Source organism: Humidesulfovibrio sp., assembly GCF_031082295.1.
Classification (GTDB): Bacteria; Desulfobacterota; Desulfovibrionia; order Desulfovibrionales; family Desulfovibrionaceae; genus Humidesulfovibrio.
Genome location: NZ_JAVHLD010000005.1, coordinates 135,892 through 161,160, shown reverse-complemented (window position 1 = coordinate 161,160; position 25,269 = coordinate 135,892). Strand labels below are relative to the sequence as shown.

Annotated in this window: 26 protein-coding genes; 6 read left to right on the top strand and 20 right to left on the bottom strand. The window is 66.5% G+C overall.

The genetic code is table 11. The features are described from left to right. Positions 1–151 precede the first annotated feature (151 nt). The 9 genes from proB to RDU24_RS04950 form a co-directional block, all read right to left on the bottom strand. Positions 152–1,348, bottom strand: coding sequence for a glutamate 5-kinase (proB, locus tag RDU24_RS04990; protein WP_374989741.1), 1,197 nt, complete (start codon positions 1,346–1,348; stop codon positions 152–154). Between the two features lie 3 nt (positions 1,349–1,351). Further along, positions 1,352–2,419 carry a GTPase ObgE gene (gene obgE / locus RDU24_RS04985; RefSeq protein ID WP_308734636.1) on the bottom strand — a complete coding sequence of 356 codons (1,068 nt, stop codon included), beginning with the start codon at positions 2,417–2,419 and terminating at the stop codon, positions 1,352–1,354. Positions 2,420–2,524: 105 nt separating this feature from the next. Beyond that, the gene (rpmA, locus tag RDU24_RS04980; protein WP_308734635.1) at positions 2,525–2,794 is read right to left on the bottom strand and encodes a 50S ribosomal protein L27; all 270 of its coding nucleotides are present in this window, start codon (positions 2,792–2,794) and stop codon (positions 2,525–2,527) included. Positions 2,795–2,815: 21 nt separating this feature from the next. Next, on the bottom strand, positions 2,816–3,127 hold the full coding sequence (gene rplU / locus RDU24_RS04975) for a 50S ribosomal protein L21 (protein ID WP_308734634.1): 312 nt from the start codon (positions 3,125–3,127) through the stop codon (positions 2,816–2,818). Between the two features lie 100 nt (positions 3,128–3,227). Then, on the bottom strand, positions 3,228–4,016 hold the full coding sequence (locus RDU24_RS04970) for a ComF family protein (protein ID WP_308734633.1): 789 nt from the start codon (positions 4,014–4,016) through the stop codon (positions 3,228–3,230). Continuing rightward, positions 4,013–4,630 (bottom strand): flavodoxin family protein, encoded by a 618-nt coding sequence (locus RDU24_RS04965; protein ID WP_308734632.1) that lies wholly within the window; start codon positions 4,628–4,630, stop codon positions 4,013–4,015. Before RDU24_RS04965 ends, RDU24_RS04970 begins: the two co-directional genes overlap by 4 nt. Before the next feature lie 71 nt (positions 4,631–4,701). Further along, positions 4,702–4,896, bottom strand: coding sequence for a hypothetical protein (locus RDU24_RS04960; protein WP_308734631.1), 195 nt, complete (start codon positions 4,894–4,896; stop codon positions 4,702–4,704). A gap of 77 nt (positions 4,897–4,973) precedes the next feature. Further along, positions 4,974–5,264 carry a hypothetical protein gene (locus RDU24_RS04955; protein WP_308734630.1) on the bottom strand — a complete coding sequence of 97 codons (291 nt, stop codon included), beginning with the start codon at positions 5,262–5,264 and terminating at the stop codon, positions 4,974–4,976. 93 nt (positions 5,265–5,357) lie between these two features. Then, positions 5,358–5,984, bottom strand: a complete 627-nt coding sequence (locus RDU24_RS04950; protein WP_308734629.1) for an MBL fold metallo-hydrolase — start codon at positions 5,982–5,984, stop codon at positions 5,358–5,360. Positions 5,985–6,015: 31 nt separating this feature from the next. Between RDU24_RS04950 and RDU24_RS04945 the strand changes: the two genes are divergently transcribed. The 6 genes from RDU24_RS04945 (at position 6,016) to RDU24_RS04920 (ending at position 12,788) form a co-directional block, all read left to right on the top strand. Further along, positions 6,016–6,297, top strand: a complete 282-nt coding sequence (locus RDU24_RS04945; RefSeq protein WP_308734627.1) for a hypothetical protein — start codon at positions 6,016–6,018, stop codon at positions 6,295–6,297. Between the two features lie 138 nt (positions 6,298–6,435). Further along, the gene (locus RDU24_RS04940; protein WP_308734626.1) at positions 6,436–9,588 is read left to right on the top strand and encodes a bifunctional diguanylate cyclase/phosphodiesterase; all 3,153 of its coding nucleotides are present in this window, start codon (positions 6,436–6,438) and stop codon (positions 9,586–9,588) included. A gap of 31 nt (positions 9,589–9,619) precedes the next feature. After that, entirely contained in the window at positions 9,620–10,792 is a 1,173-nt protein-coding gene (locus RDU24_RS04935; protein ID WP_308734625.1) for a THUMP domain-containing class I SAM-dependent RNA methyltransferase, read from the top strand. A gap of 166 nt (positions 10,793–10,958) precedes the next feature. Further along, entirely contained in the window at positions 10,959–11,243 is a 285-nt protein-coding gene (locus tag RDU24_RS04930) for an Lrp/AsnC family transcriptional regulator (protein WP_308734624.1), read from the top strand. Between the two features lie 13 nt (positions 11,244–11,256). After that, positions 11,257–12,519, top strand: a complete 1,263-nt coding sequence (locus RDU24_RS04925; protein ID WP_308734623.1) for a glycoside hydrolase family 3 protein — start codon at positions 11,257–11,259, stop codon at positions 12,517–12,519. After that, on the top strand, positions 12,492–12,788 hold the full coding sequence (locus tag RDU24_RS04920) for a YciI family protein (RefSeq protein WP_308734622.1): 297 nt from the start codon (positions 12,492–12,494) through the stop codon (positions 12,786–12,788). The genes RDU24_RS04925 and RDU24_RS04920 overlap by 28 nt, the downstream gene beginning before the upstream one ends. A 94-nt stretch (positions 12,789–12,882) precedes the next feature. Here RDU24_RS04920 and RDU24_RS04915 read toward each other — a convergent pair whose 3' ends face one another. The 11 genes from RDU24_RS04915 to RDU24_RS04865 all read right to left on the bottom strand — a co-directional run bounded on the left by RDU24_RS04915 (position 12,883) and on the right by RDU24_RS04865 (position 25,146). Beyond that, positions 12,883–14,577: a SulP family inorganic anion transporter gene (locus RDU24_RS04915; RefSeq protein ID WP_308734621.1), complete on the bottom strand. Its 1,695-nt coding sequence runs from the start codon at positions 14,575–14,577 to the stop codon at positions 12,883–12,885. Positions 14,578–14,804: 227 nt separating this feature from the next. Beyond that, positions 14,805–15,542 (bottom strand): 1-(5-phosphoribosyl)-5-[(5-phosphoribosylamino)methylideneamino]imidazole-4-carboxamide isomerase, encoded by a 738-nt coding sequence (gene hisA, locus RDU24_RS04910; RefSeq protein WP_308734620.1) that lies wholly within the window; start codon positions 15,540–15,542, stop codon positions 14,805–14,807. After that, positions 15,539–16,183 (bottom strand): hypothetical protein, encoded by a 645-nt coding sequence (locus tag RDU24_RS04905; protein ID WP_308734619.1) that lies wholly within the window; start codon positions 16,181–16,183, stop codon positions 15,539–15,541. The genes hisA and RDU24_RS04905 overlap by 4 nt, the downstream gene beginning before the upstream one ends. Further along, positions 16,183–16,770: an imidazoleglycerol-phosphate dehydratase HisB gene (gene hisB / locus RDU24_RS04900; protein WP_308734618.1), complete on the bottom strand. Its 588-nt coding sequence runs from the start codon at positions 16,768–16,770 to the stop codon at positions 16,183–16,185. The genes RDU24_RS04905 and hisB overlap by 1 nt, the downstream gene beginning before the upstream one ends. A gap of 168 nt (positions 16,771–16,938) precedes the next feature. Beyond that, positions 16,939–18,363: a twin-arginine translocase subunit TatC gene (gene tatC, locus RDU24_RS04895; RefSeq protein WP_308734617.1), complete on the bottom strand. Its 1,425-nt coding sequence runs from the start codon at positions 18,361–18,363 to the stop codon at positions 16,939–16,941. A gap of 41 nt (positions 18,364–18,404) precedes the next feature. Then, positions 18,405–19,952: a glutamine-hydrolyzing GMP synthase gene (guaA, locus tag RDU24_RS04890; RefSeq protein ID WP_308734616.1), complete on the bottom strand. Its 1,548-nt coding sequence runs from the start codon at positions 19,950–19,952 to the stop codon at positions 18,405–18,407. 23 nt (positions 19,953–19,975) lie between these two features. Then, positions 19,976–21,433 (bottom strand): IMP dehydrogenase, encoded by a 1,458-nt coding sequence (gene guaB, locus RDU24_RS04885; protein WP_308734615.1) that lies wholly within the window; start codon positions 21,431–21,433, stop codon positions 19,976–19,978. A gap of 60 nt (positions 21,434–21,493) precedes the next feature. Beyond that, positions 21,494–22,201, bottom strand: coding sequence for an ABC transporter ATP-binding protein (locus RDU24_RS04880; RefSeq protein WP_308734614.1), 708 nt, complete (start codon positions 22,199–22,201; stop codon positions 21,494–21,496). Continuing rightward, positions 22,194–23,000 (bottom strand): ABC transporter ATP-binding protein, encoded by an 807-nt coding sequence (locus tag RDU24_RS04875; RefSeq protein WP_308734613.1) that lies wholly within the window; start codon positions 22,998–23,000, stop codon positions 22,194–22,196. The genes RDU24_RS04880 and RDU24_RS04875 overlap by 8 nt, the downstream gene beginning before the upstream one ends. Before the next feature lie 15 nt (positions 23,001–23,015). Beyond that, positions 23,016–24,221: an ABC transporter permease subunit gene (locus RDU24_RS04870; protein ID WP_308734654.1), complete on the bottom strand. Its 1,206-nt coding sequence runs from the start codon at positions 24,219–24,221 to the stop codon at positions 23,016–23,018. Positions 24,222–24,243: 22 nt separating this feature from the next. Beyond that, positions 24,244–25,146, bottom strand: a complete 903-nt coding sequence (locus RDU24_RS04865) for a branched-chain amino acid ABC transporter permease (protein ID WP_308734612.1) — start codon at positions 25,144–25,146, stop codon at positions 24,244–24,246. Positions 25,147–25,269: the final 123 nt, after the last annotated feature.

Sequence of the window (25,269 nt, the reverse complement as noted above, 5' to 3'; positions counted from 1 at the left end):
TGGGGCCTGCCGCCAGGCGATGGATTGCGTTTCCTGGCGAGGAGCGGGGTTGTCCGGGGCCGGGGATAGTACTCTGGCGGTACAGCCACGGCCCCGGACAGGCGCGCGACAAAGCCAGGGGGCGCAGGACACGCCTCGCGGCAGGCCCCGGCTACAACGCGGCGTCGAGGAGAAGGTTGTCGCGGTGCACGGCCTCGGGGTACGGGGCCGAGCCCAGCACTTCGGCCAGCTCCGCGCTCTTGAGCCCCTGGATGCGGGCCAGCTCCGCGCCGGAATAGTTGGACAGGCCCACGCCCACGTGGCGGCCTTCCAGGTCGACGATGCGCACCAGCGCGCCGCGCTCGAAGCCGCCCTCCACCTTGCGGATGCCCGCGGGCAGGAGGCTTTTGCCGTTCTCGCGCAGGGCCTTGGCGGCCCCGGCATCGACGCTCACGGTGCCCACGGGGTCATCGTGGTAGGCCACCCAGAACTTGCGGTGCGACACCAGCCGCCCACAGGGCAGCACCAGGGTGCCCAGGGCCTCCCCGGCGAAAATCCGCTCCAGCGCGAGCTGGCTCTTGCCCGAGACAATGAGCGTGGGCACGCCGAGCTGGGCGGCGCGCCGCGCGGCCCGGAGCTTGGAGTACATGCCCCCGGAGCCGACGCTTGTCTTGCCGTCGCACATGACCTCGATGTCCAGGCTCTCGATGTCCTCGATCATGGGCACGCAGGCCGCGTCAGGATGCTTGTCCGGGTTCTTGTCGAACACGCCGTCTGCGCTGGTCAGATTCACGAACAGGTCCGCGCCCACCAGGTCCACCATGAGGCTCGCCAGGGTGTCGTTGTCGCCGAACTTGAGCTCGGCCACGGCCACGGTGTCGTTCTCGTTGACGATGGGGATGACGCCCCAGTCCAGCAGCCTGCGGAGGGTGTTGCGGGCGTTGCGGAAGCGCGCGCGGCTCTTCAGGTCCTCGCGGGTGAGCAGGATCTGGGCCACGGTCTTTCCGTAGCGGCTGAAGGCCTCGTCGTAGGCGTGCATCAACCGGCTCTGGCCGATGCTTGAGGCGGCCTGGCGCGAGGGCAGCTCGGCGAAATCGATCTTGGAGGCGTCCGACAGGCTCTGGCGGATGCGCATGCGTCCGGCGGCCACGGCCCCGGAGCTCACGAGCACCACCTCCAGGCCACGGTCGCGCAGCGCGGCGATCTGGTCGACCAGGCGTCCCACGACGCTCGTGTCCAGGCCCTTATCAGAGGTCAGCACCGCGCTGCCCACCTTGACCACCACGCATTTCGCGCGGCCAAGGATCTCGCGGCCCAGGTTCTCACGACGCATGGCGCCCGCGTCAGGGTGTCCGGACTTTCCGCTCATGCCCTAGCTCTCCCCCGCCCAGTCGGGCGCCTCGATCTCGGAGCCGTCCTCGTTCAGTTCCGCAGCCGGGCTCAGCGCGTCGAAGCGCGCCCACATCTCGGCCAAAAGCTTGTCCAGGCCCTCGCCGGTGAGTGCCGAGACGAAAAGGATGTCGCCTGGCGCGTTCTTGCGCAGGGCGGCCAGCCGCTCCGGGTCCAGCACGTCGATCTTGTTGATGACGCGAATCTGCGGCTTGGCCGCGAGGTCGGCGTCGAACGCGCGCAGCTCCTCGTTCAGCATGGCGTAGCCGGCCTCCGGGTTCTCCGGGTCGGCATCCTCGCCGGAGAGGATGTGCACGAGAAAGCGCGTGCGCTCCACGTGCTTCAGAAACTGGTAGCCCAGGCCCGCTCCCTGGCTGGCGCCCTCGATGAGGCCGGGAATGTCGGCGATGACCAGGCGGCGCGAGTTCTGGTCCTCCACCACGCCCAGGTTGGGCACCAGGGTGGTGAAGGGATAGGCCGCGATCTTGGGCCGCGCCGCGGACACGGCGGAGAGAAAGGTGGACTTGCCCGCGTTGGGCAGGCCCAGCAGGCCCGCGTCGGCCAGCACCTTGAGCCGCAGCATGAGCCGCTTCTCCGTGGCGGGCTTGCCGGGCTCGGCGTATTTGGGCGCGCGGTTGGTGGAGGTCTTGAAGTGCAGATTGCCGCGCCCGCCGATGCCGCCGGGGCAGACGACGAACTCCTGGTCGGCGCGCGCGAGGTCGGCGAGGAGCACGGGCTCGTCCTCGTCCTCGGTCATGTCCCAGAGCATGGTGCCCACAGGCACCTCGATGACGAGGTCCTCGCCGTTGCGGCCGTATTTGTCCTGGCCCTTGCCGTTGACGCCGTTCTCGGCCTCGAACATGCTGCGCACGCGGAAGTCGTACAGGGTCAAAAGGCGGTTGCTGGCGCGGAAGATGACATCGCCGCCCTTGCCGCCGTCGCCGCCGTCGGGTCCGCCCTTAGGCAGGTTCTTGGCGCGTTTGAGGGAGGCGCTGCCGTTGCCGCCCTTGCCGGAGCGCACGATGATGCTGGCTTCGTCGACGAATCGCATGGGCTGGTTAACCGCCTGAACCGAAGAAAAACGGGCAGGAGCCGCATGCTGCCGCTCCTGCCCGCCGTTCGGATCTGTAGAGAGTTGGGTGCTAGAGCCTTGTGCCTAGGCGCTCACGGGCAGAATGTGCACCCGGGTCTTGACCTTGTTGTTGCGCATGTACTTCTCGTACTTGACCTCTCCGTCCACCAGGGCGAACAGGGTGAAGTCCTTGCCAAGGCCGACGTTCTTGCCGGGGTGAATGGAAGTTCCAACCTGGCGAACGAGGATGTTGCCGGCCAGGACCTTCTGACCACCGTAACGCTTGACGCCCCGGCGCTGTCCGGCGCTGTCGCGGCCGTTTCTGGAGCTGCCGCCCGCTTTCTTGTGAGCCATATCAGTTCTCCTTCAGGGGGCTTAAGCCTGGATGGATTTGACCTTCAGGCTGGTGTAGTCCTGACGGTGTCCGGTCTTCTTGTGGAAGTCGTTGCGGCGCTTCTTCTTGAACACGAAGATCTTCTCGCCGCGGCCATGGCCAAGGACTTCACAGGACACTTTGGCGCCTTCCAGGTAGGGAGCGCCGATCTTGGTGTCGCCATTGGCGGACACCAGCAGAACCTTGTCCAGGGCCAATTCGCTGCCGGCCTCAGCCTGAAGCAGCTCCACCTTGAACTCGAGTCCCTGTTCCACGCGGTACTGCTTACCGCCGGTCTCGATGATTGCGAACATTGCGAATACCTCCATCGCGTAAGAGGGGGTCTTTTAGCTTCAACTGCCGGGAAAAGTCAAGCGCCGCGTGACGATTATTTTTCGCCTCCGCAGACTGGCCTCAAGCCCGGCACAAAACCAGCACGTGCACCTGCGCCGCACCGGCGGCAAGCATCATGCGCGAACATTCTTCCAATGTCGAGCCCGTTGTCATGATGTCGTCCACCAAAAGCGCGGTGCGGCCCGCCAAAAGCCCGGCATCGGCCGCAAAGGCCCCGCGGATGTTCTCCGCCCGGGCGGAGCGGTCGAGCTCCATCTGCGGTTTGGTGCGCCGCACGCGCAAGAGCGCCTCCTGGCGGATGGGCAGACCCCGGCGGCGCGCCAGAAGCCTCGCCAACTCCCGGCTCTGGTTGAACCCGCGCCGCAACAGCCGCGCCGGATGCAGCGGCACCGGCACCACGAGCTCGCACCCCGCCAGCTCCGGGTGCCGCGCGGCGGCGCTCTCGAAAGCCGCTGCCAGGCATTCCTGCAACTGGCGCCCGAGCCCGAGGCGCGCCTCGAACTTGTAGCCCAGGACCAGCTCGCGCAGGCGGCCATCGTATTCCCCCCAGCACACCAGGCGCCCCCACGGGCGCGGAGAGTCCTGGCAGGCCGGACAGAGCGGCGCCGCCGCCTGCGGTGCCGCCTCGTCCGTGCAAAGCGGCTGGCCGCAACCGGAGCAGGCCGCCGCCTCCTGCGGGGCCAGGGCCTGGCGGCAATCCGCGCACAGCCCCACGTCCTGCCTGGGCTGACGCGGGGCCACGCCTCCGCAACCGGGGCAGCGGGCGTCGTCCAGCAGCAGAGGCGCCAGCAGGGGTCCGGCCAGTCCGGCCAGGGTTGCGGAGACGCGCTCCAGTCCCCGGCGGATCATTTCAACGCGCCCTGCGCGGCGGCCCAGGCCTCTCGCCCCAGGGCCAGGGCGCGGTCCACGGCCAGGGGGTCGGCCAAGAGATCGCCGGGCTCGTCCTTGCCGCGCAGCCCCACCGGCTCGGCCAGGGCCACGGCGAAATTCACCAGGAAGTACTTGAGCGTCAGGCGCGCGCCCTCGAAAAGCTTCTGCCCCATGGGCTGGCCGCCCACCAGACAGGCGAAGCCCTGGCGCTCCGGATACGCGAGCAGCCAGGCGTCGCCCTTTCGTTTCGCCTCCCAGAAGCGCTGGGAGCGGTCGATCCAGGTCTTGCACAACGACGGCAGCGCGTAGAAATAGACGGGCGAGCAGAAGACCACGCTGGGCGCTGCCAGCAGCAGCGCGAACAGCTCCTCGGCCTGGTCCTTCCTGCGCAGCACGCAGGCAGAGTCCTTGTGCTTGGCGCAGGCCCGGCAGGCCAGGCAGGCCAGCACCGAATAGTCGCGCACGGCCACCACCCGGGCCGAGCCGCCGGCCTCGCGCACGCCGCGCGCCACCAGCTCCGCCGCGGCGTCGGAATTGCCGCCGGCCCTGTGGCTGCACTCAAGGATCAGCACGGACGTGTCCAGCTCAGGCATGGCGGGTCCTCCTCCAGCGTTCTCGGCGCTTCATTGCGCGTGAACCGGCGGCTTGGGCCGGATTCGGGCGGCTACGATCCGCCGCGCGGAACCTTGCGCGTCACCCGCGCGGCCGCGTGGTCCGGGTCCCCGGGGTCCGGCTCCCAGCTCAGCAGCCAGTCACCGGCCACGAACACCGCGTCCTCGACATTGGGCAAAAGCCCGGCGCGCACCAGAAACACGAGCTCGTCCTCGCGGCTGAAACGGAGGTGCCACCCGACCTCCATGCCCAGCCCTCAACACTTGTCGCGCAAATCGATGGTCGTCATGGCATACCCCGCACGGCCTTGAACGCAACGGTCTCCTAAAACTTATATTTCTGGGACATGCCCATGCCAATGGGTTCGTTGTCCGGCACCCCCGCCTTCCTCCTCCTCGTCATCTCTTCTTCCTCGACCAGTAGCTTACAAGTTTCCTCGCTTAGTTCACCCATTCTGTTAGCCAGGGCCTGCTTTCTAGCCTTTGCGCAAATGCTGTCCCTCTCAGCTTGACTTAGTATCGGCGCACTCTTTCTTGCCTGGGGCTGTTGAGCCAGGGCCAGGGAGCCAGAGAACAGCAAGAAACACAGAGAAGTAGCAACAAGCATGAGTCGCATACTATTTCCTCGTACATTACAAGTTGAAGGCACCACGTCGGCTTGAGCTTGGCAGACATAGCAACAACCGCGTTACCTGGGATTTTTCACATTTTACAGCATGTCGTCCATGAAGAACGGGTTGTGGGTGCGTTCGGAGTCCACGGTGGTTTCCAGGCCGTGGCCGGAATACAGCACGGTGTCTCCCGGCAGGGTGAAGATCTTTTCCTGCACGGATTGCTTCAGCGTGGCGGAACTGCCGCCGGGGAAGTCGGTGCGGCCCACGGAGCGGTAGAAGATGAGGTCGCCGACAAAGGCCGCGCCAGCCTGGGGGAAGTAGTAGGTCGTGCTGCCGGGCGAATGCCCCGGCGTGGGCAGGCACAGGCATTCCAGCCCGGCGAAGGTGGCCGGGCCAGTGGGCGCGGGCGAGCTTTCGAAGGGCTCCACCCTCGGAAAGCCGTACAGGCCGCCGTTGCCAAGCTCGGTCTGCATGAGCGCGGCGTCGCCCTCCGGGGCGAGCACGGGCGCCTTGGTCGCGCGGGCGAGCCTGGCGCATCCATAGATATGGTCGAAGTGCAGGTGCGTGACCAGGATGTGCGTCAGCGCGAGCTTCTCGGCGCTCAGATAATCAAGGACCTGGGCCGGGTCTCCGCCGGGGTCCACGACCACGGCCTGACCCAGGTGGGAGAGCACGTGGCAGTTGGTCTCAAGCGGTCCCAGGTTGAACGATTCGATGTGCATGAACGTGGCCTCCGCGAAGAATTGAGCGTTTGTGCCATCCAGAGTAGCCGGGCTGTGCACGCAAGGCAAGACTTCCCGCGGCGCCCCGGCCCGCGTGGTGAGCCCCTTCGACCTGGCCTACAAGAGCATCAAGTTCGTGCACCGGGTGGAATTCACCGAGGCCCCCCTGGAGGGCTGGTGGACCAGGGCCAACCCGATCGACCCTGTGGAGGCGCCAGCACAGGAGGATCGCCTGCGCACCCCGGACCCTCGCCGCCGCCAAGGACGCCGCACGCCCCAGAGAATAAACATTCGATACAACACAGGCGGTTAAGCTCCCCACACCTTTTGCGAAAATTCATCGCGGCAGCTATTTTTTCTGTTCATGCAACTTTCTTTTTGCTAAGTATCCATGAAGGCGGCATTCCTTCGAAATTCGTCGAGGGAGCAGAGAGCTTACAGGCGAGGCTGCATGACACTGCGCAAGGCAACACTTCTACTGACGGGCCTGGGCACCTTGACCCTGCTCGCGGTGTTGCTTGCGTCCACCCACACCATCATCGACACCAGCTTCCTGGCGCTTGAGCAGTCGCAAACGAGAAAGAACGTCGAGCGCGCCAAGAACGCCATCAAGGACGATCTCCAAAAACTCGACGACCTGCTTGTGGACTGGGCGGTGTGGGACGACACCGTGCTGTTCATGCAGGACAAGAGCCCGGACTTCATCAGCTCCAATTTGAACGACCGCACCCTGGCCTCCCTGCGCCTCTCGGCCATCGTCTTCCTCGACGCCAAGGGCGCGGTGAAGCTGGCCATGGGCGTGGACCCGGCCAAGGGGGCCAAGGCGCCTCTGCCCGAGGGGTTCATGGAGCGCCTGCACCCCGGCTCCGCCCTGCTGGCCGGGAAGCATGCCGAGGACCGCGTCAAGGGCCTGGTGCAGCTGCCCCAGGGGGTTCTGCTGGTGGCGGCCAGCCCCATCCTCACCAGCGAGGCCACCGGCCCAGCCGCCGGCACCCTGGTGATGGCCCGCCCCCTGGGCAGCCAGGAGGCCGCACAAATCTCCGAACGCGTTCGCCTGCCGCTCACCCTGGAACCCGCCGACACTCCCCTGCCGCCAGACCTGGCGGACCGCATCCGGGTGCCCGTGGGCGATATCGCCGTGGCCCCGCTGAACGACGACATCGTGGCCGGGGCCACTGTCATGACGGACATTTGGGGCTACCCCGCCCTGAGGCTCGTCGTGCGCGAACGGCGCGAGATCATGGAACAGGGAGACCTGGCCCTGACCCACAGCCAGCTCTGGATGAGCGGCTTCGGCCTGCTGTTCCTGGGCGCCCTGTTCCTTTTCCTTGAGCTGCGCGTGCTGCGGCGCGTGCTGCGCCTGCGCGAACAGGTGGAAGCGGTCAACGCCAGCGGCACTGTGCTCGGCCAGGTGGACATGCCCGGCACGGACGAGCTGGCCGCCCTGGCCAAGCGCATCAACGACATGCTGAGCGAGCTGCAGTTCTCCCGCCAGGGGCTGGCCACCCAGTGCGCCGCCACCGAGGCCCAGGAGCAGTTCCTCCAGCACATTCTCGACTCCATCCACGCCGGAGTCATGCTGGTCGATCCGCAGAGCCGCCGCATCGTGGAGGTCAACGCCTTCGCCGCCACCCTGGCCGGCCGCACCCGCGAGGAGATCATCGGCCGCATCTGCCACGGATTCGTCTGCCCCAACGCCCAGGACCAGTGCCCCATCGTCGACCTGGGCCAGAACGGCGAGCAGGCCGTGCGCAAGCTGCTGCGCGCGGATGGCAGCACACGGGCCATCCTGAAGTCCGTCTCGCGCATCGACCGCGGCGGCAAGATCATCCTGCTCGAGACCTTCATCGACGTGGACGACCTGCTCAAGGCCAAGGAAGCCCTGGAGCGCTCCGAGGAGACCTACCGCACCCTGTTCATGAACACCGGAACGGCCACAGTGCTCATCGAGGAGGACACCACCATCTCCCGGGCCAACCAGGAGTTCGAGAAGCTCTCCGGCCTGCAGCGGCAGATGGTGGAAGGGCGCATGAGCTGGACCGAGTTCTTCTCGCCCGAGAGCGTGGAGATGATGCTGCGCCACCACGTGAAGCGCCGCGTCTCCCCGGAACTGGCCCCGCGCAACTACGAGACGGAATTCGTCAACTCCAGCGGCGAGCACCGGATCGTACGGCTCACCGTGGCCATGCTGCCGGGCACCAAGACCAGCGTGGCGGCCCTGGAAGACATCACCGAGCAGAAGCGCGCCGAGAAACAATTGCGCCACCAGGCCTTCCACGACGCCCTCACCGGCCTGCCCAACCGCCTGCTGCTGCACGACCGCCTGGAGCGCTCGGTGGAGTCGGCCCGGCGCGACAGCCAAAACCTCGCCGTGCTGCTCATGGACCTGGACCGCTTCAAGGACATCAACGACTCCCTCGGGCACTCCCTGGGCGACAGGCTGCTGACCATGGTGGCCCAACGCCTGAGCGGCGTTGTCCGCCGCCGGGACACCGTGGCCCGCCTGGGCGGCGACGAGTTCGTGGTGGTCATGGACGGCCCGACCAGCGCCGAGGCCGTGGCCAGCGTGGCCAGCCACATTCTGGACACCTTCGCCGCACCCTTCGAGCTGGACGAGCACAACCTGCACATGGGCCTGTCCATCGGCCTGGCCATGTTCCCCGCCTACGGCGACACGCCCGAGGACCTGCTGAAGAACGCCGACCTGGCCATGTACCGGGCCAAGGAACGCGGGCGCAACACCTTCGATTTCTTCACCAACGAGCTGAACGACCAGGTTGTGCGCAGGCTCATGATCGCCACCGGCCTGCGCCGCGCCCTGGCCTCCGGCGGCCTTGAGGTCTTCTACCAGCCCAAGGTGCTGGAACCCGGCAACATCATCAGCGGGGCCGAGGCGCTGGTGCGCTGGCGCAGGGAGGACGGCACCCTGGTTGCGCCCGCCGAGTTCATCTCCGTGGCCGAGGACACGGGCCTCATCATGCCCCTGTCGGACATCGTGCTGCGCACTGCCTGCACCCAGGCCCTGCAATGGCGCCAGGCCGGGCAACAGAACTTCACCCTCGCCGTGAACCTCTCCCCGCGCCAATTCCTGCATCCGGGCCTGGCCGCGCGCATCCGGTCCATCCTGGAGGAGGTCGGCCTGCCCGCCAGCGCCCTGGAGCTCGAAATCACCGAGACCACCCTCATGAGCAGCCTGCCAACCACCATCGAGGCCCTCAACGAGCTGACCAAGATGGGCGCGGCCATCGTGCTCGACGACTTCGGCAAGGAATACTCGTCGCTGGGCTACATCAAGAAGATGCCCATCGATGCCATCAAGATCGACCGCTCCTTCGTCAGCGACCTGCCGACGGACGAGGACGACGCGGCCATCGTCCAGACCATCCTGACCATGGCCCGCAACCTGGAGCTGCGCGTGGTGGCCGAGGGCGTGGAAACCGCCGAGCAGCTCTGGTTCCTGACAAACCTGGGTTGCCGCGAGTTCCAGGGCTATTACTTCAGCCGTCCGGTGCCGGCGGAGGAGATGACCGCCCTGCTGGAAGCGCCCGAGCCTTTCGCCAAGGCGGCAGCCAGAACCGGGGGGCAGGATCCTCGCCGGGCTTGACGCAGCCGACAAGGCGTGATTCACCTCGCCCATGACAATCACCGCCGGGCAACGCCCCATCCTCGTCACCTGTCCCAAGGCCCTGCCGCCCTTCCTGCGCGCCGAGCTTGAAGCCCTTGGCCTGCCCGCCCGGGAGCTCACCGCCGCGGTGGAGACCCGGGGAGACATGCACACCTGCATGCGCCTGAACTTGAGCCTGCGCACCGGGCACCGCGTCTTGTACGAGCTGGAGCGCTTCCGTGCCGACGATCCCACCGCCCTGGGCCGCGAGCTGTTCCGCCTGCCCTGGGAGGACATCATCCCCGTGGACGGGCACCTCACCGTGGACTCCTCGGTGCAAAACGATTTCGTCACGGACGGGCGCTTCGCCAACCAGAAGGCCAAGGACGCCATCGTGGACCGCATCCAGGAGCAGGAGGGCAGGCGGCCCAACTCCGGCCCGGACCCGGTGGGCGCGTGCGTGTTCCTGCACTGGCGCGGCTCGGACGTGACCGTGTACCTGGACACCACCGGCTACCCCCTGCCCCGGCGCGGCTATCGCAAGATGCCCCACAAGGCTCCGCTGCAGGAGTCCCTGGCCGCCGGAATCATCCTCGCCACACGCTTTGACGCGCAAACCGAACATTTTCTCTCACCCATGTGCGGCAGCGGCACCCTGGCCATCGAGGCCGCGCTTTTGGGCCTTGGCCGCGCGCCGGGCCTGCTCCGGCCCGACTTCGCCTTCCGCCACCTCATCGACTTTGACGAGGCGGCCTACGACGCCCTGCGCCGCGAGCTGCACGCCCAGGCGAAAAAGACCCTGCCCTGCCGCATCCTGGCCAGCGACAACGACCCCCAGGCCGTGGAGGCCGCGCGCCAGAACGCCCGCACCGCGGGCGTGGAGGACCACATCGAGTTCTCCGTGGCCGACTTCCGCGAGACGGAGGTTCCAGAAGGCCCCGGCGTGTGCGTGCTGAACCCGGAATACGGCGAGCGCCTGGGCGACATCGCGCAGCTGGCCGAGACGTACGCCGCCATCGGCGACTTCTTCAAGCAGCGCCTGCCCGGCTGGCGCGGCTACGTGTTCACCGGCAACGCGGAACTCGCCAAGCGCGTGGGGCTCAAGCCCAAGCGGCGCATCCCCTTCTACAACGCCAAGATCGAATGCCGCCTGCTGGAGTTCGAGCTCTACCAGGGCAGCAGAAGGCCGCCCCGGGAGGGATGACGGCACAGCGCCGGGCCGGGCCTTCCTCGCCGCCCCGGCCTGGAGCAGCCCCGCGCAAGCCCCCGACGACCAGCCTCCGGATTTCGCTCCGGGGGCTTTTTTTCGCCCCTCTCCCTTTGACCAGCGGGAGGCAAAGGGGTAAAGACACAAACAACGGAGGATCGTCATGACCAACGCAATCGTACTGCTGCACGTTCAGCCCGACGCCATCAACGTGGTGGCCCAGAAGCTCGTCGAGATCAGAGGCATCAGCGAAGTCCACTCCGTGGGCGGACGCTTCGACCTGGTGGCCATCATCCGCGCCCGCGACAACGACGACCTGGCCTCCATCGTCACCGACCACATGCTCAAGATCCTCGGCATCACCAGCTCGGAGACCCTCATCTCCTACCGGGTCATCTCCAGCTACGACATGGAGAGCACCTTCTCCCTCGGCGCCGAAGGGGCCTAAGCGGCGAAGGCCCATGTCCTTTACCGCGCGCATTCCGCGCCGCACGCCTGGCCGAGGCCGCCTGCTGGCGGTCCTGGCCCTGTGCCTGTCTCTTCTGGACGGCTGCGCCCTCATGCGCCCGCAAGAGCCCACCCCTGAGCTCAGGCGCATGGCCGGGCAGATGCTCCTGGTGGGCTTTCGCGGCGCGGAGCCCGGCCTCGGCACGCCGGAAGCGCTGCCTATCCTGGGGCAGATCGCGCGGCTGAATCTTGGCGGGGTCATCCTCTTCGACCGCGACGTGGCGCTGAAAAGCCCGGACCGGAACGTCGAGAGCCCGCAGCAGCTCGCCCGGCTCACCAGCGCCTTGCAGGCCGCGGCAAAGGCCGCAGGCTCACCGCCGCTGTTCATCGCCGTGGACCAGGAGGGCGGGCGGGTGCAACGCCTCAAGGCCGCGCGCGGCTTTGCCGAGACGCCCGCCGCAGCCGAGCTCTGCCCTGTCGGCCAAGCCGGCGCCGACACCACCCTGGCCCTTGCCGCGGGCGAAACCGTTGGCCGCACCCTGATGGGCGTCGGCATCAACCTGGACTTCGCCCCCGTGGCGGACGTCAACGTGAACACGGCGAACCCGGTCATCGGCGGCCTGGGCCGCAGCTTCTCCGCCGACCCCAAGGCCGTCGCGGACTGCGCCGGTGCCTTTGCCTGGGGGCTCCAGGGCCAGGGCGTGCTCACCGCGGCCAAGCATTTCCCCGGCCACGGCTCCAGCCGCGCGGACAGCCACCTGGGCTTCACCGACGTTACGGACACCTGGACCGAAGCCGAACTCGTCCCCTTTGCCGAGCTGACGCGCAAGGGCCTGGCGGACATGGTCATGACCGCCCATGTGTTCGACGCGCGCCTGGACCCGGACTATCCGGCCACGCTCTCGGGCCGCGTCATCGACGGCGTGCTGCGGCGCGGCCTGGGCTTCGAGGGCGTGGTGGTGACCGACGACCTGCAGATGCGCGCCGTGGCCGGACGCTACGGGCTGAAGGAATCGGTGCGGCTCATCGTGAACGCCGGTGCCGATGTTCTGCTCATCGGCAACAACCTTGATTTCGACGCCAACATCGCGGACAAGACCCTGGATGCGCTCATGGAGCTGGTGGCCGAGGGCAAGGTGAGCCACGAGCGGCTGCGGCAGTCCTTCGCGCGCATCCAGAAGCTGAAGAAGAAACTGGCGGCGCAGGCCAGCATCCCCACCGCGCGGCCTCAAGCCAACAAGGAGACCCCATGTACCTCGTGCTCGTCAACTACGTGAAGCCGCTCGCCGTCATCGACGAGCTTCTGCCCGCCCACCGCGAATTCCTGGAAGCCAACTACCGCGCCGGATTCTTCCTCGTCTCCGGCCCGCGCGAACCGCGCGACGGCGGCGTCATCCTGGCCCGCGCCGGCACCCGCGAGGAACTGGCCGCCATCCTGGCCCAGGACCCCTTCGTGAGCCAGGGCGCGGCCACCTGCGAGATCATCGAGTTCAAGGCCACCCGCGCGGGCAAGGCCCTGGCCATCCTGCTCGACGGCGAGTGCTAGCCGCCCCGCACCGGTTTTGATCATCAGCGCCTGGCGCAACGAAAAAGGGGGGCCTTGGCCCCCCTTCTCTTTTGCCGATGCGCGGCCCGGGCGCTCACGAGGTCTGGGGCAGCTTGCAGGGGCACACGGTCCGCAGGTCGCGGATGTTGGAGATGATGTTCTCACGGCCCACCATGTCCAGGATCCCGCCGCGGTCGAACTTCTCAAACACATAGGGCTGCAGGTTGCACAAAACCACGCGCATGCCGTGGCCTTCCATGCGCTTGATGATGTTGCGGAAGGCGTTGACTCCCGTGGCGTCCACGAAGGGCACGTTGCCGAAGCGCAGCACGATGGTCGTCACCGGCACGTTGATGGAGGAGAGGATGCTCTCGATGCGCTCCGCCGCGCCGAAGAAGAACGGCCCGCTGATGGTGTAGACCATGACGTCGGTCTCGCAGCAGGTGTCGAACTCGGCGATCTCCTCGGGCGTGTGGATGTGGATATGCCCGTCGCCTTCGGGCGCGCCGTAGATCAGCCGGGTGGCCGCGTCGTCCTCCACCACCTGCACGCTGTTGGCCATGCGCGCCATGAAGATCAGCGAGGCGATGCCCACGCCCACGTTCACCGCCACCACAAGGTCCGTGAAGACCGTCAGGCCAAAGGTCAGGATCAGGATGAAGATGTCGGCCTTGGGGCCGGTGCGCACCAGGTCCGCGAAGTGCCTGGCCTCGCACATGTTGTAGGACACGACGAAGAGGATGGCGGCCAGGGCGCACAGCGGAATGTTCGAGGCCAGGGGCGCCAGGAACAGTACCGTCAGCAGCACCACCGCCGAGTGCACCACGCCGGACAGCGGGCTGGTGGCGCCGTTCTTGATGTTGGTGGCCGTGCGGGCGATGGCCCCGGTGGCCGCGAACCCGCCGAAGAACGGGCAAAGGATGTTGGCGATGCCCTGGCCGATGAGCTCCTGGTTGGAGTTGTGGCGCGTGCCAGCCATGCCGTCGGCCACCACGGCCGAGAGCAGGGACTCGATGGCCCCCAGGAAGGCGATGGTGAAGGCCGGGCCGATGAGCCGCACCACCTGATTCAGGCTGGTTTCCGGCAGGCCGGGCGTGGGCAGGGTGCTGGGGATGCCGCCGAAGGCAGTGCCGATGGTGGCCACGCCCTCGAACTGGAAGGCCGCCTGCAGCGCCGTCACCACCACCATGGCCACCAGGGGCGAGGGGATGCGCTTCAGCACCCTGGGGCTGAGCAGCAGCACCGCGAGGCTCAGGCAGCCCAGCATGGTGGTGTTCAGGCTCAGGTGTGGAAAGGCCGCCACCAGGGACAAAAACTTCTCGTGGAACAGCTCGCCGTGGGGTTTGGGCAGACCGAAGAAATCCTTCCACTGCCCCACCCAGATGATCACCGCGATGCCGCTGGTGAAGCCGACGATGACCGGCCTGGGGATGAACTTGAGCACCGCGCCCAGGCGCATGGCGCCTAGCAGCACCAGGATGACACCCGCCATCAGGGTGGCTATCATGAGCCCGCTGACGCCAAACTTGGCGGTGATGGCCGCCAGGATGACGATGAAGGCGCCGGTGGGCCCGGCGATCTGCAGGCGGCAGCCGCCCAGGATGGACACCACCGCCCCGGAAACGATGGCCGTGTAAAGCCCCTGCTCCGGCTTGGCCCCGGAGGCGATGGCGAAGGCCATGGCCAGCGGGATGGCCACGACGCCGACCACGAAGCCGGAGAGGATGTTGTTGGTGATGTTCTTTGAATTGATGAGTCCGGCCCGTTGGGCCTCGATCCAGGCGATCATGCGCTCTCCCCCTGCCCGGAGGCCGTTGGTCCCGGGGAAATGGCTCGGAATGGAAGGTTTTCCCCCACCAGGGGCGCATACTTACGCCACATTTTTGCCGTGTCAACGTGAATTCTGCGGATGGCGCGCGGGGAGGCATGACCGGTCGGTGCTTGATGGTCGGCACGACCAATGAAAAAGGGGGCCGCGCGGCCCCCTTCCTTTTCCACAACATGTTCGTAAACCGGCTACGCCGCGCGGCACTCCTTGGTGAAGGCCAGGCCGTCGATGAAGTTCAGCGTGCCCGCGTAGATGGCGCGCCCCGTGATGGCTCCCTGCAGGCCCTTGGCGCACAGCGGCGCCAGGTTCTTCAGGTCCTGCAGGTTGGTCACGCCGCCAGCCGCCACAACGGGCAGCTTCGTGCTCTCGCACAGGGCCGTCAGCGCCGGGATGTTCACCCCGCTCTGCATGCCGTCGCGGGCGATGTCGGTGTAGATGATGAACGCGGCTCCCGCTGCCTCGATGCGCGGCAGCACGTCGGACACGCTCAGGCCCGCGTCGGTCACCCAGCCGCGGCTCTTGAGCTTGCCGTCCACGGCGTCGAGGGAGACGCCGACCTTGCCCGGCAGCGCGGCGCAGAGCTCGGCGAAGAGGTCCGGCTCCTCCAGCGCGATGGTGCCGATGATGAGCCTGCTCACCCCGGCCTGGATGTAGGCCTTGGCCGTGGCCAGGTCGCGGATGCCGCCGCCCAGTTGCACGGGGATCTTGGCCTCGGCGCAGATGCGCCCCACCAGCTCGGCGTTGCGCGGCAGCCCGCTGAAGGCCCCGTCCAGGTCGACGATGTGCAGCCACTCCGCGCCCAGGGCCACCCAGTGCATGGCGCTGGCGGCCGGGTCCTCGCCGAACACGGTGACGGCGTCGGCGCGGCCCTGCTCCAGGCGCACGCAACGACCGTCCTTGATGTCGACAGCCGGGAACAGGATCACAGCCCCATCTCCCGCAGGCCCGCCTCGATGCCTTCCGAGGCCAGCACGTCGGCCGAAACCCACTCGCCCTTGCGGCGCACAAACTTGCCCATGTCGAGCAGGTTGTCGGAGAGGGCCTTCTGGGTCTCGTCGAAATGGTAGCGGCTGACCACGCGCTCGGCCTTCACGTCCAGCAGGAACAGGTCCATGACCACCGAGGCCGGGCTGCCGCCGCCCTCAAGCTCGCGCCAGTACAAAACCTGGGGCACCAGGATGAAGTCCGCGGGCAGGCACTTGCCCACGTTCAGCCAGTAGGACCAGGCGGACTCGCGGGACTTGCCGGCGCGCTCGAAGACCACGATCTCCTGGCACTGGCGCGTGGCCGCTGGCGTGGCCGACACCTTCACGCCGTGGGCGCGCAAGGTCTGGTCCAGGTTCGCGTCCAGGCGGGCGAGTATCTCGGGCTTCACGCCCTTGCCCTCCTCGGGCAGGTAGCCGGCCAGCAGTTCCCAGTTGTACTTGGGCGCGGTGAAGGCAGCCACGGCGATGTTGCCCATGGGCCGAATCTGCGGGGTGATGGGCTTGGGCGCGCAGCCCGTCAGCGACGCGAGCGCCAGAAGGCTTAGGATCGCCAAAACATGAACGATGGTGCGCTTATGCATCAGTCTACGCTCCCCTTGGTGCTGGGCGCGCCCGTCCGGCAAACCTGGACAGCCTGGCGCAGAGCCAGACCCAGGGCCTTGAAGGCAGCTTCCAGCAGATGGTGGCCATTTTTTCCGTACGCAAAGTGTATGTGCAGGTTCATCCCGGCCCGCTGCGCCAGGGACTTGAAGAATTCGCGCCAGACGTCCTTTTCCTCGCCCGCGATGATGGCTGGCAGGAGGTCGTCGCAATAGACCAGGTAGGGACGGCCGGACAGGTCCAGCACCACTTCGGCCAGGGCCTCGTCCATGGGGACCTTGGCGGACGCCACGCGGGCGATGCCGAACTTGTCGCCCAAGGCCTCGGCCAGGGCCTGGCCGAGCGAGAGGCCGATGTCCTCCAGGCTGTGGTGGGCGTCGATGTGCAGGTCGCCCTTGCAGGACACCGTGAGGTCGAACCCGGCCCAGAAGGCCATGAGGGTCAGCATGTGGTCGGCAAAGCCGATGCCGGTCTGGATGTCGCAGACGCCTGCGCCGTCCACGGCGATGGCCACCCGGATGTCGGTTTCCTTGGTCGTCCGCGAAAGACTGGACGCGCGTTGTGCCACGGATGAATCTCCTTTGCGCCGCAACTAGCCGCCATGCAAGTCAAAAGGTTGCGACGCTCCCAACCCAAGATCAGAGGCGGCGGCTGTTGTCAAGACGCGAGCCGCTTTTCCCTGCCCCCGGCCCGCACGACAACGACTCATCGGCGGGCTGGCGCGGTTCATTAGACCCTAGGCGGCTGCCTCGCCCGGCGGGGTGGCGGCATCCTCGGCCGGGGCTTCCTTCTTCTTTTTGCCGAAGAAGTACGCTCCCCATATGCCCACCTCGTACAACAGGCACAGGGGCACAGCCATCATGGTCTGGCTGAGGGCGTCGGGCGGGGTGAGCGCCGCGGCCACGATGAACGAACCGAGGATGGCGTACTTGCGCTTGGCCCGCAGGCCCACATGGCTCACGATGCCAAGCCGCGCCAGGAAGAACATGAACAGCGGCAGTTCGAACACGATGCCGAAGGCGAACAGGAGCTTGAGCGCGAAGCTCAGGTACTCGTCGAGCTTCGGCGTGAAGAACAGAATGTCGCTGGCGTAGCTGGCGAAGAACTCGAACCCGAAGGGGAAGACCACGAAGTAGCCGAACATCGCGCCAAAGGTAAAGAAGATGGCGGAGCACAGGGCGATGGGAATGATCCAGCGCCGCTCGTGGGAATACAGCCCCGGCGCCACAAAACTCCAGATCTGGTAGAAGATGTACGGGCTGGCCAGGAACATGCCTGCGATGAAGGCGATCCACATCTCGGCGAAGAAGGCCTCGGTGGGGATGGTGTAGATGAAATGGCTCTGCTTCAGCGCCGTGAGCATGGGCTGCATGAGGATCTTGAGCATCTGCCCGGCAAAGGCGTAGCTGGCCAGGAAGCCCACCAGGATGGCCACGAGGGAGCGCGTGACGCCCTTGCGCAGGTCCTGCAGGTGGCCGATGAACGTCATGCGGGCGCTCTGGCCCTCGCCAACGGCCTCATCGCCGACAGGCGGAGGTGGCGGTGGCGGAGGTGGCGGCGGCGCGGCCTCCGCCGGGGTCTGAACCGGCTCGGCCTCGGCGGGGAGCCCGGCCTCAGCGGCGGGCGCGGGCAACGGAGCAGACTCCGCGGGGGCCGGAACGGACTCGGGAGCTGGCGCGGCCTCGTCGCTCTTGGCAACGGGTTCGGCAACGCTCTCGGCAACGCTCCCGCCAACGGCTTCTTCAACGCTCTCTGCAACGGCATCAGCAACCGGCTCTGCGGCTGCTGGCGCGGGTTCGGCAACGGGTTCTGCGACGGGCTCTGCGACGGGGTCGGCAACGGGTTCGGCAACGCTTTCGGCAACAGGCTCTGCGGTGGGGACGACCACGGGCTCCATGGTCTCGATGAGCGGCTCCGGCTCCGCGGCGGCCTCGGCCTGAGTGGCCTTGTCGCCATAGAGCTGCTCATGCGCCTCGGCCTTGCGTTTCTCGAAGTCGGCCATTTCGGCCTCGCGCTCAAAGGTGCGCTTCACGTCGCCGCTCATCTGCTTGAATTCGCTAAGCGCCCTGCCCAGGCCCTTCATCAGGTCCGGCAGCTTCTTGGGGTCCACAACAATGAGCCCCACAATGGCGACGACAAGCAATTCCGTGGTTCCGAGCATACCCTTAGTTCCCCTGGTGCGAGCGCGTGTTCGTCACGCCGCTATTCCCATTCAATGGTGCTGGGCGGTTTGCTGGAGATGTCCAGCACCACGCGGTTCACGCCCTTGACCTCGTTGATGATGCGATTTGACATGCGCGCCAGGAGTTCTGTGGGCAGGCGCGACCAGTCCGCCGTCATGGCGTCCAGGCTGTCGACGATGCGCAGGGCGATGACGTGCTCGTAGGTGCGGTCGTCGCCCATGACGCCCACGGTCTTGAGCGGCAGCAGCACGGCGAAGCCCTGCCAGACCTTGCGGTACCAGTCGCTGGCCACCAGCTCGTGCTGCACGATCTTGTCCGCCTGGCGCAGAATCTCCAGGCGCTCGGCCGTGATCTCGCCGATGACGCGGATGGCCAAGCCAGGGCCGGGGAAAGGCTGGCGCCAGATGATGTGCTCGGGCATGCCGAGCTCGTAGGCCACCTTGCGCACCTCGTCCTTGAACAGCTCGCGCAGGGGCTCCACCAGCTTCAGGTTCATCTTTTCCGGCAGGCCGCCGACGTTGTGGTGGCTCTTGATGACCGCCGAAGGCCCCTTGAAGGACACGGACTCGATGACGTCCGGATACAGGGTGCCCTGGGCCAGGAACTCCACGCCCTCGATGGCCTTGGCCTCGCGGTCGAAGACCTCGATGAAGGTGTAGCCGATGATCTTGCGCTTCTGCTCGGGGTCCTGCACGCCCTCAAGCTTGTCCAGGAACTCCTTGCGGGCGTCCACGCACTTCACGTTCAGGTCGAAGTGCTCCTCCAGGAAGCCGATGACCTCCTGGCGCTCGCCCATGCGCAAGAGCCCGTTGTCCACGAAGATGCAGTACAGGCGCTTGCCGATGGCCCGGTGCAGCAGCACCGCGGCCACGGTGGAGTCGATGCCGCCGGACAGGCCCAGCACCACCTTGCCCTCGCCCACCTGGTCGCTCATGATCTTGATGCTGGAGTCAACGAAGGAGGCCATGGTCCAGCCAGGCTTGCAGCCCGCCACCTTGAACAGGAAGTTCGCGAGGATGCGCTCGCCCTGCTCGGTGTGGGCCACCTCGGGGTGGAACTGCACGGCGTAGATCTTCTTCGCCGGGTTGCACATGGCGGCGTTTTCCAGGCTGCCGGTCTTGCCCATGCGGACGAAGCCCGTGGGCAGCTTGCCCACGTGGTCGCCGTGGCTCATCCAGACGGTCAGCTTCTCCTTGCCCTCCACGCCCTCGAACAGCGGGCACTCGCCAACGGCCTCGAACTCGGCGCGGCCGTACTCGCGGTCCTGGGAACGGGTCACCTCGCCGTCGAGGGTATGCGCCAGAATCTGCATGCCGTAGCAGATGCCCAGGATGGGCAGGCCCCAGCCGAGGTATTCCTTGGGCAGGGGGGGCGCGCCGTCGTCGTGCACGCTGGAAGGCCCGCCCGAGAGCACAAGCGCCTTGGGGTTCAGGGCCTTGATCACCGCAGGATCGCTGGTGCAGGGGTGGATCTCGGAGTACACCCCGGCCTCGCGGATGCGCCTGGCGATGAGCTGGGTGACCTGGGACCCGAAGTCCAGGATGATGACTTTTTCTTCGTGCTGCATATGGCTAGCCTGCTTCGCGCGCTCTAGGATTCCACGCGGTAGTTGGGAGATTCCTTGGTGATGATGACGTCGTGGACGTGGCTCTCGCGCAGGCCTGCGGACGAAATCTGCATGAACCGGGCCTTGACCTTGAGCTCCTCGATGCTGGCGCAGCCGAGGTAGCCCATGCCGGAACGCAGGCCGCCCACCAGCTGGTGGATGCTCTCCGTGACCTGGCCCCGGAAGGGAACGCGGCCCACGATGCCCTCTGGCACGAGCTTCTTGCTCTTGTCCTGGAAGTAGCGGTCGCTGCTGCCGGCGGCCATGGCGTCGATGGAGCCCATGCCCCGGTAGATCTTGTACGTGCGGCCCTGGTACAGGATGGTCTCGCCGGGGCTTTCCTCGGTGCCCGCGAACAGGCTGCCCATCATGCAGGTGTCGGCCCCTGCGGCCAGCGCCTTCACCACGTCGCCGGAGAACTTGATGCCGCCGTCGGCGATGATGCACTTGCCCGCCTCGCGGCAGGCGCGGCCGGCCTCAAGGATGGCGGTGATCTGCGGCACGCCCACGCCGGCCACGATGCGGGTGGTGCAGATGCTGCCCGGCCCGATGCCGACCTTCACAGTGTCCACGCCCGCGTCGATGAGGGCCTTGGCGCCCTCGTAGGTGGCCACGTTGCCGCCGATGAGCTGGGCGTCGGGGAAGGTGGCGCGCAGGACGCGCGCGGCGTCCAGGATGTTCTTGGAGTGTCCGTGGGCAGAGTCGAGCACCAGGAAGTCGCACCCGGCGCGCAGCAGCGCCTCGGCCCGGGCGATGCCGTCCTGGCCCACGCCCACGGCCGCGCCCACGCGCAGGCGGCCCAGGTCGTCCTTGCAGGCGTTGGGGTATTTCTTGACCTTCTCGATGTCCTTGATGGTGATCAGGCCCTTGAGCTTGTTCTCCTCGTCCACCACCAGGAGCTTCTCGATGCGGTTCTGGTGCAGGTGGCGCTTGGCCTCCTCGTCGCTGATGCCCTCGGGCACGGTGACGAGGTTGCGGCTGGTCATCACCTCGGACACCGGGGTGGTGGATTCGGTGACGAAGCGCACGTCGCGGTTGGTGACGATGCCGACGAGCTTGTCGCCGCGGACAACGGGCAGGCCCGAGATGCGATACTCGCTCATGAGGTCGAGCACTTTCCCCACGTTGTCGTCCGGGTGCACGGTCACGGGGTCGGTGATCATGCCCGACTCGCTCTTCTTGACCTTGTCCACCTCGCGCACCTGGTCGCGGATGCTCATGTTCTTGTGGACGACTCCCACGCCGCCGTGCCGGGCCATGCTGATGGCCATGCGCGCCTCGGTGACGGTGTCCATGGCGGCGGACAGAAGCGGGATGTTCAGCCGGATGCTCGGGGTGAGCATGGAGCCGACATCCACCGTGTCCGGCAGGACCTCCGAATAGTCCGGCATGAGCAGCACGTCGTCGAAGGTGAGCGCTTTGCCGATGATTTTGTCCTGCATGGTCCTTTTCTCCCGTTTTTCCCGGCTTGTTCCCGGGTTTCGAGTGCGGCCGAAGGTCGTTTAGAGACCCAGATATGCCTTCTTGACCTCGTCGTTGGCAAGAAGCTTGTCGCAGGAATCTTCGAGCGTTATGCGCCCGTTCTCCATGACGTAGCCCCTGTGCGCCACCTTGAGCGCCTGGTTGGCGTTCTGCTCCACCAGAAAGATCGTGGTGTTCGACTCCCTGTTGATCTGCTTGATGATGTCGAAAATCTGCCGGATGATGAGCGGCGCTAGGCCAAGGGAGGGCTCGTCGAGCAGGAGCAGCTTGGGCCGGGCCATGAGCGCGCGGCTGATGGCCAGCATCTGCTGCTCGCCGCCGGAAAGCGTGCCGCCCAGCTGCCCGCGCCGTTCCTTCAGGATGGGGAACAGCGCGAAGACCTGGTCCAGGTCGGTCCTGATGCCGGCCTTGTCCGAGCGCAGAAAGGCGCCCATGTCCAGGTTCTCCTGCACGGTCAGGTCGGGGAAGATGAGACGGCCCTCGGGCACCTGGCAAATGCCGCGCGCCACGACCTTGTCCGGGGACACGCCGCCGAGCGACTGGCCCTGGAACAGCACCTCGCCGTTTCTCGGCGGCACCACGCCGCAGATGGTCATGAGCGTGGTGCTCTTGCCCGCGCCGTTGGCCCCGATGAGCGTGATGATCTCGCCCTCGCCGATCTTTATGCTCACATCGCGCAGGGCCTGGATGTTGCCGTAGAAGGTGTCGATATTCTTAAGCTCAAGCATCGTCGTCCTCCCCCAGATAGGCCCGGATGACCTGCGGGTCTTCGCTCACTTCCTTCGGGGTGCCGGTGGAGATGATGCGGCCGTATTCCATGACGTAGATGCGGTCGGACAGGCTCATGACCATCTTCATGTCGTGCTCGATCAGAAGCACGGACACCTTGAACTCCTCGCGGATGCGGATGACCATCTGCTTGAGTTCCTCGGTCTCCTGCGGGTTCATGCCCGCGGCGGGCTCGTCCAGCAGCAGCAGGAAGGGCTCCGTGGCCAGGGCGCGGGCTATCTCCAGCCTGCGCTGGGCGCCGTAGGGCAGGTTGCGCGAGTACTCGTTGGCGAGCTTTTCCAGGCCGACCTTGGTCAGCATCTCGTAGCTCTTGTCGACGACCTCCTGCTCCTCCCGCCGGGTGCCCGAACCGCGCAGCACCGCGCCCAGAATGCCGGTCTTGGTGCGGCAGTGCCGCCCGATCATGACGTTCTCAAGCGCCGTCATGGACGGGAACAGGCGGATGTTCTGGAAGGTGCGCGCCATGCCAAGCTCGCACACCAGGTTGGTGCGCATGCCGTTGATGCGACGGGGCTTGCCGGTCTTGGGGTAGGCCGTCACCACGCCCTCGGTGGGGGTGTAGATGCCGGTGATGCAGTTGAAGAAGGTGGTCTTGCCAGCGCCGTTTGGGCCGATGAGCGCCACCACTTCGCCGGGGTGCACGTCCAGGTCGACCTCGGAAAGCGCGCGCAGGCCGCCGAAGTTCATGCTCACGTTGCGCACCGAGAGCACGGTGTTCTGGTTGTTCAGTTCGTTCATGTTCTGCGCCATGGCCTAGCCCGCCGCTTCCGTGTTGATTTTGTAGACCTTGCGCTTGGCGCGAACCAGCCCCTGGGGTCTGAAGACCATGATCAGCACCATGGTGGCCCCGAAGATGAGCATGCGGTACTCGGAGAAGGCGCGCAGGTACTCGGGCAGCAGCATGAGCATGAACGCGCCCAGGATGACGCCCAGGACCGAGCCCATGCCGCCCAGCACCACGATGGCCAGGATCATGGCCGACTCCATGAAGGTGAAGCTCGCGGGGTTGATGAAGGTGGTCTTGGCCGCGAAGACAACGCCCATGAGCGAGGCCAGGGTCGCGCCCAGGGCGAACGCCATGAGCTTGGCGCGGGTGTTGTCGATGCCCATGGCCTGGCAGGCGATCTCGTCCTCGCGCAGGGCCAGCCAGGCCCGCCCGATGCGAGAATCCTTCAGGCGGGCCGTGACGAAGATGGTCAGGACCACCAGCGCCAGCATGATGTAGTACATGTAGGTGGTGGCCTGCTCAACCGAGTAGGTGATGCCGAAGAGCCCAGGCCTGTCGATGTTGGAGATGCCGCTCGGGCCGAAGGAGAACGCGCTCCAGTTTTCCAGCACCAGGCGGATGATCTGCCCGAAGCCGAGCGTCACGATGGCGAGGTAGTCGCCGCGCAGGCGCAGCACCGGGAAGCCCAGCAGGATGCCGAAGAACGCGCCCATGACCGCGCCCATGGGCAGCACGGCCCAGAACCCCAGGTGGAAGTGGTAGTTCAAAAGCGCGTAGGTGTAGGCGCCCACGGCGTAGAAGGCCACGTAGCCCAGGTCCAGCAGACCGGCCAGGCCCACCGTGATGTTCAAGCCCAGGCCGAGCACCACGTAGATCAGCGCGCTGACCAGGATGTTCGTCTGGTACATGGAGAAGAACCAGGGGAAGGCCGCCGCCACAAGGAACCCGAAGGCCATGAGCGGACGGGCGAAGCGCGGATCGGACAGGAACTGGGAGAGGGCCGAGACACGCTCCACGGTCTCCAGGGCTTTCTTGGCCTGGCCGCGGTCGCGCCGCTCCAGGAAGATGTTCCAGATGAAGGCCAGCACGAAGCTGCCAACGGCCATGTAGGCCAGGTGCATCCAGCGCCAGGTCACGGTCTTCTCAACCGTGTCCACGCGGATGACCATGATGGGCAGGGTCAGAAACGCCAGCCAGATCGAGGCGATGAGCGCGCCCTTGAGGTGTTTGATGATGTTTGCGGCAACCATGGCGCTACACCTTTTGCGCCCGCTGCTTGCCGAGCAGGCCAGCGGGGCGGAAGATCAGGATGACCACGAGCAGCAGAAAGGCGAAAACGTCTTCGTAGTCGCTCGAAACATAGCCTGTGGCGAAGCTCTCGGCCCAGCCCAGCACCAGCCCGCCCAGCACGGCGCCGGGAATGCTGCCGATGCCGCCAAGCACCGCCGCAGTGAAGGCCTTGATGCCCGCCAGGAAGCCGATGGCGAAGTTGATCTGGCCCACGTGCGCGCCGATGAGCACGCCGCCGACCGCCGCCAGGCTCGACCCGATGACGAACGTGGCGCTGATGACCTGGTCGACGTTGACGCCGACGAGCATGGCCATCTTCCTGTTCTGGGCGGTGGCGCGCATGGCCTTGCCCATGCGGGTGAACTTGATGAAGAAGGTCAGCGCGATCATGACCACCAGCGAGGTGACGATGATGAACATGTCCGACGTGCCGAGGTAGTTGCTGAAGCGGTCCATGAACTCAAGCTCGGGGATGAGGCGGGGGAAAGGCAGAAAGTCCGGGGTCTGGGCGAGCATGATGTAGTTCTGGAGCAGGATCGACATGCCGATGGCCGAGATGAGCGGGGCCAGGCGCGGTGCGTTGCGCAGCGGCTTGTAGGCGATCTTCTCCACCGTGTAGCCGTAGGCGGCGGAGTACAGGACCGAGACCACCAGCGCGATGGCCAGGATGGACAGCGCGGGCCAGCCGAGCGCGGTCAGCACCCCGGCCACGATGAGGCCCATGAAGGCGCCGATCATGTAGATCTCGCCGTGGGCGAAATTAATGAGCTCGATGATGCCGTAAACCATGGTGTAGCCCAGCGCGATGAGCGCGTAGACGCTGCCCCGGCTCAGGCCGCCGAAAAATAGCTGTAGGAAATATTCCATTTCAAAAAACCACCTGGCCGATCGGGGGGGGACCCGGGGGCGGCCTTACAGAACCAGGGGACGGGCGCCAAACGCCCCCGCCCCCTGGCAGATTATCGCTCACCCGGATGCCGGGCGGCGGAG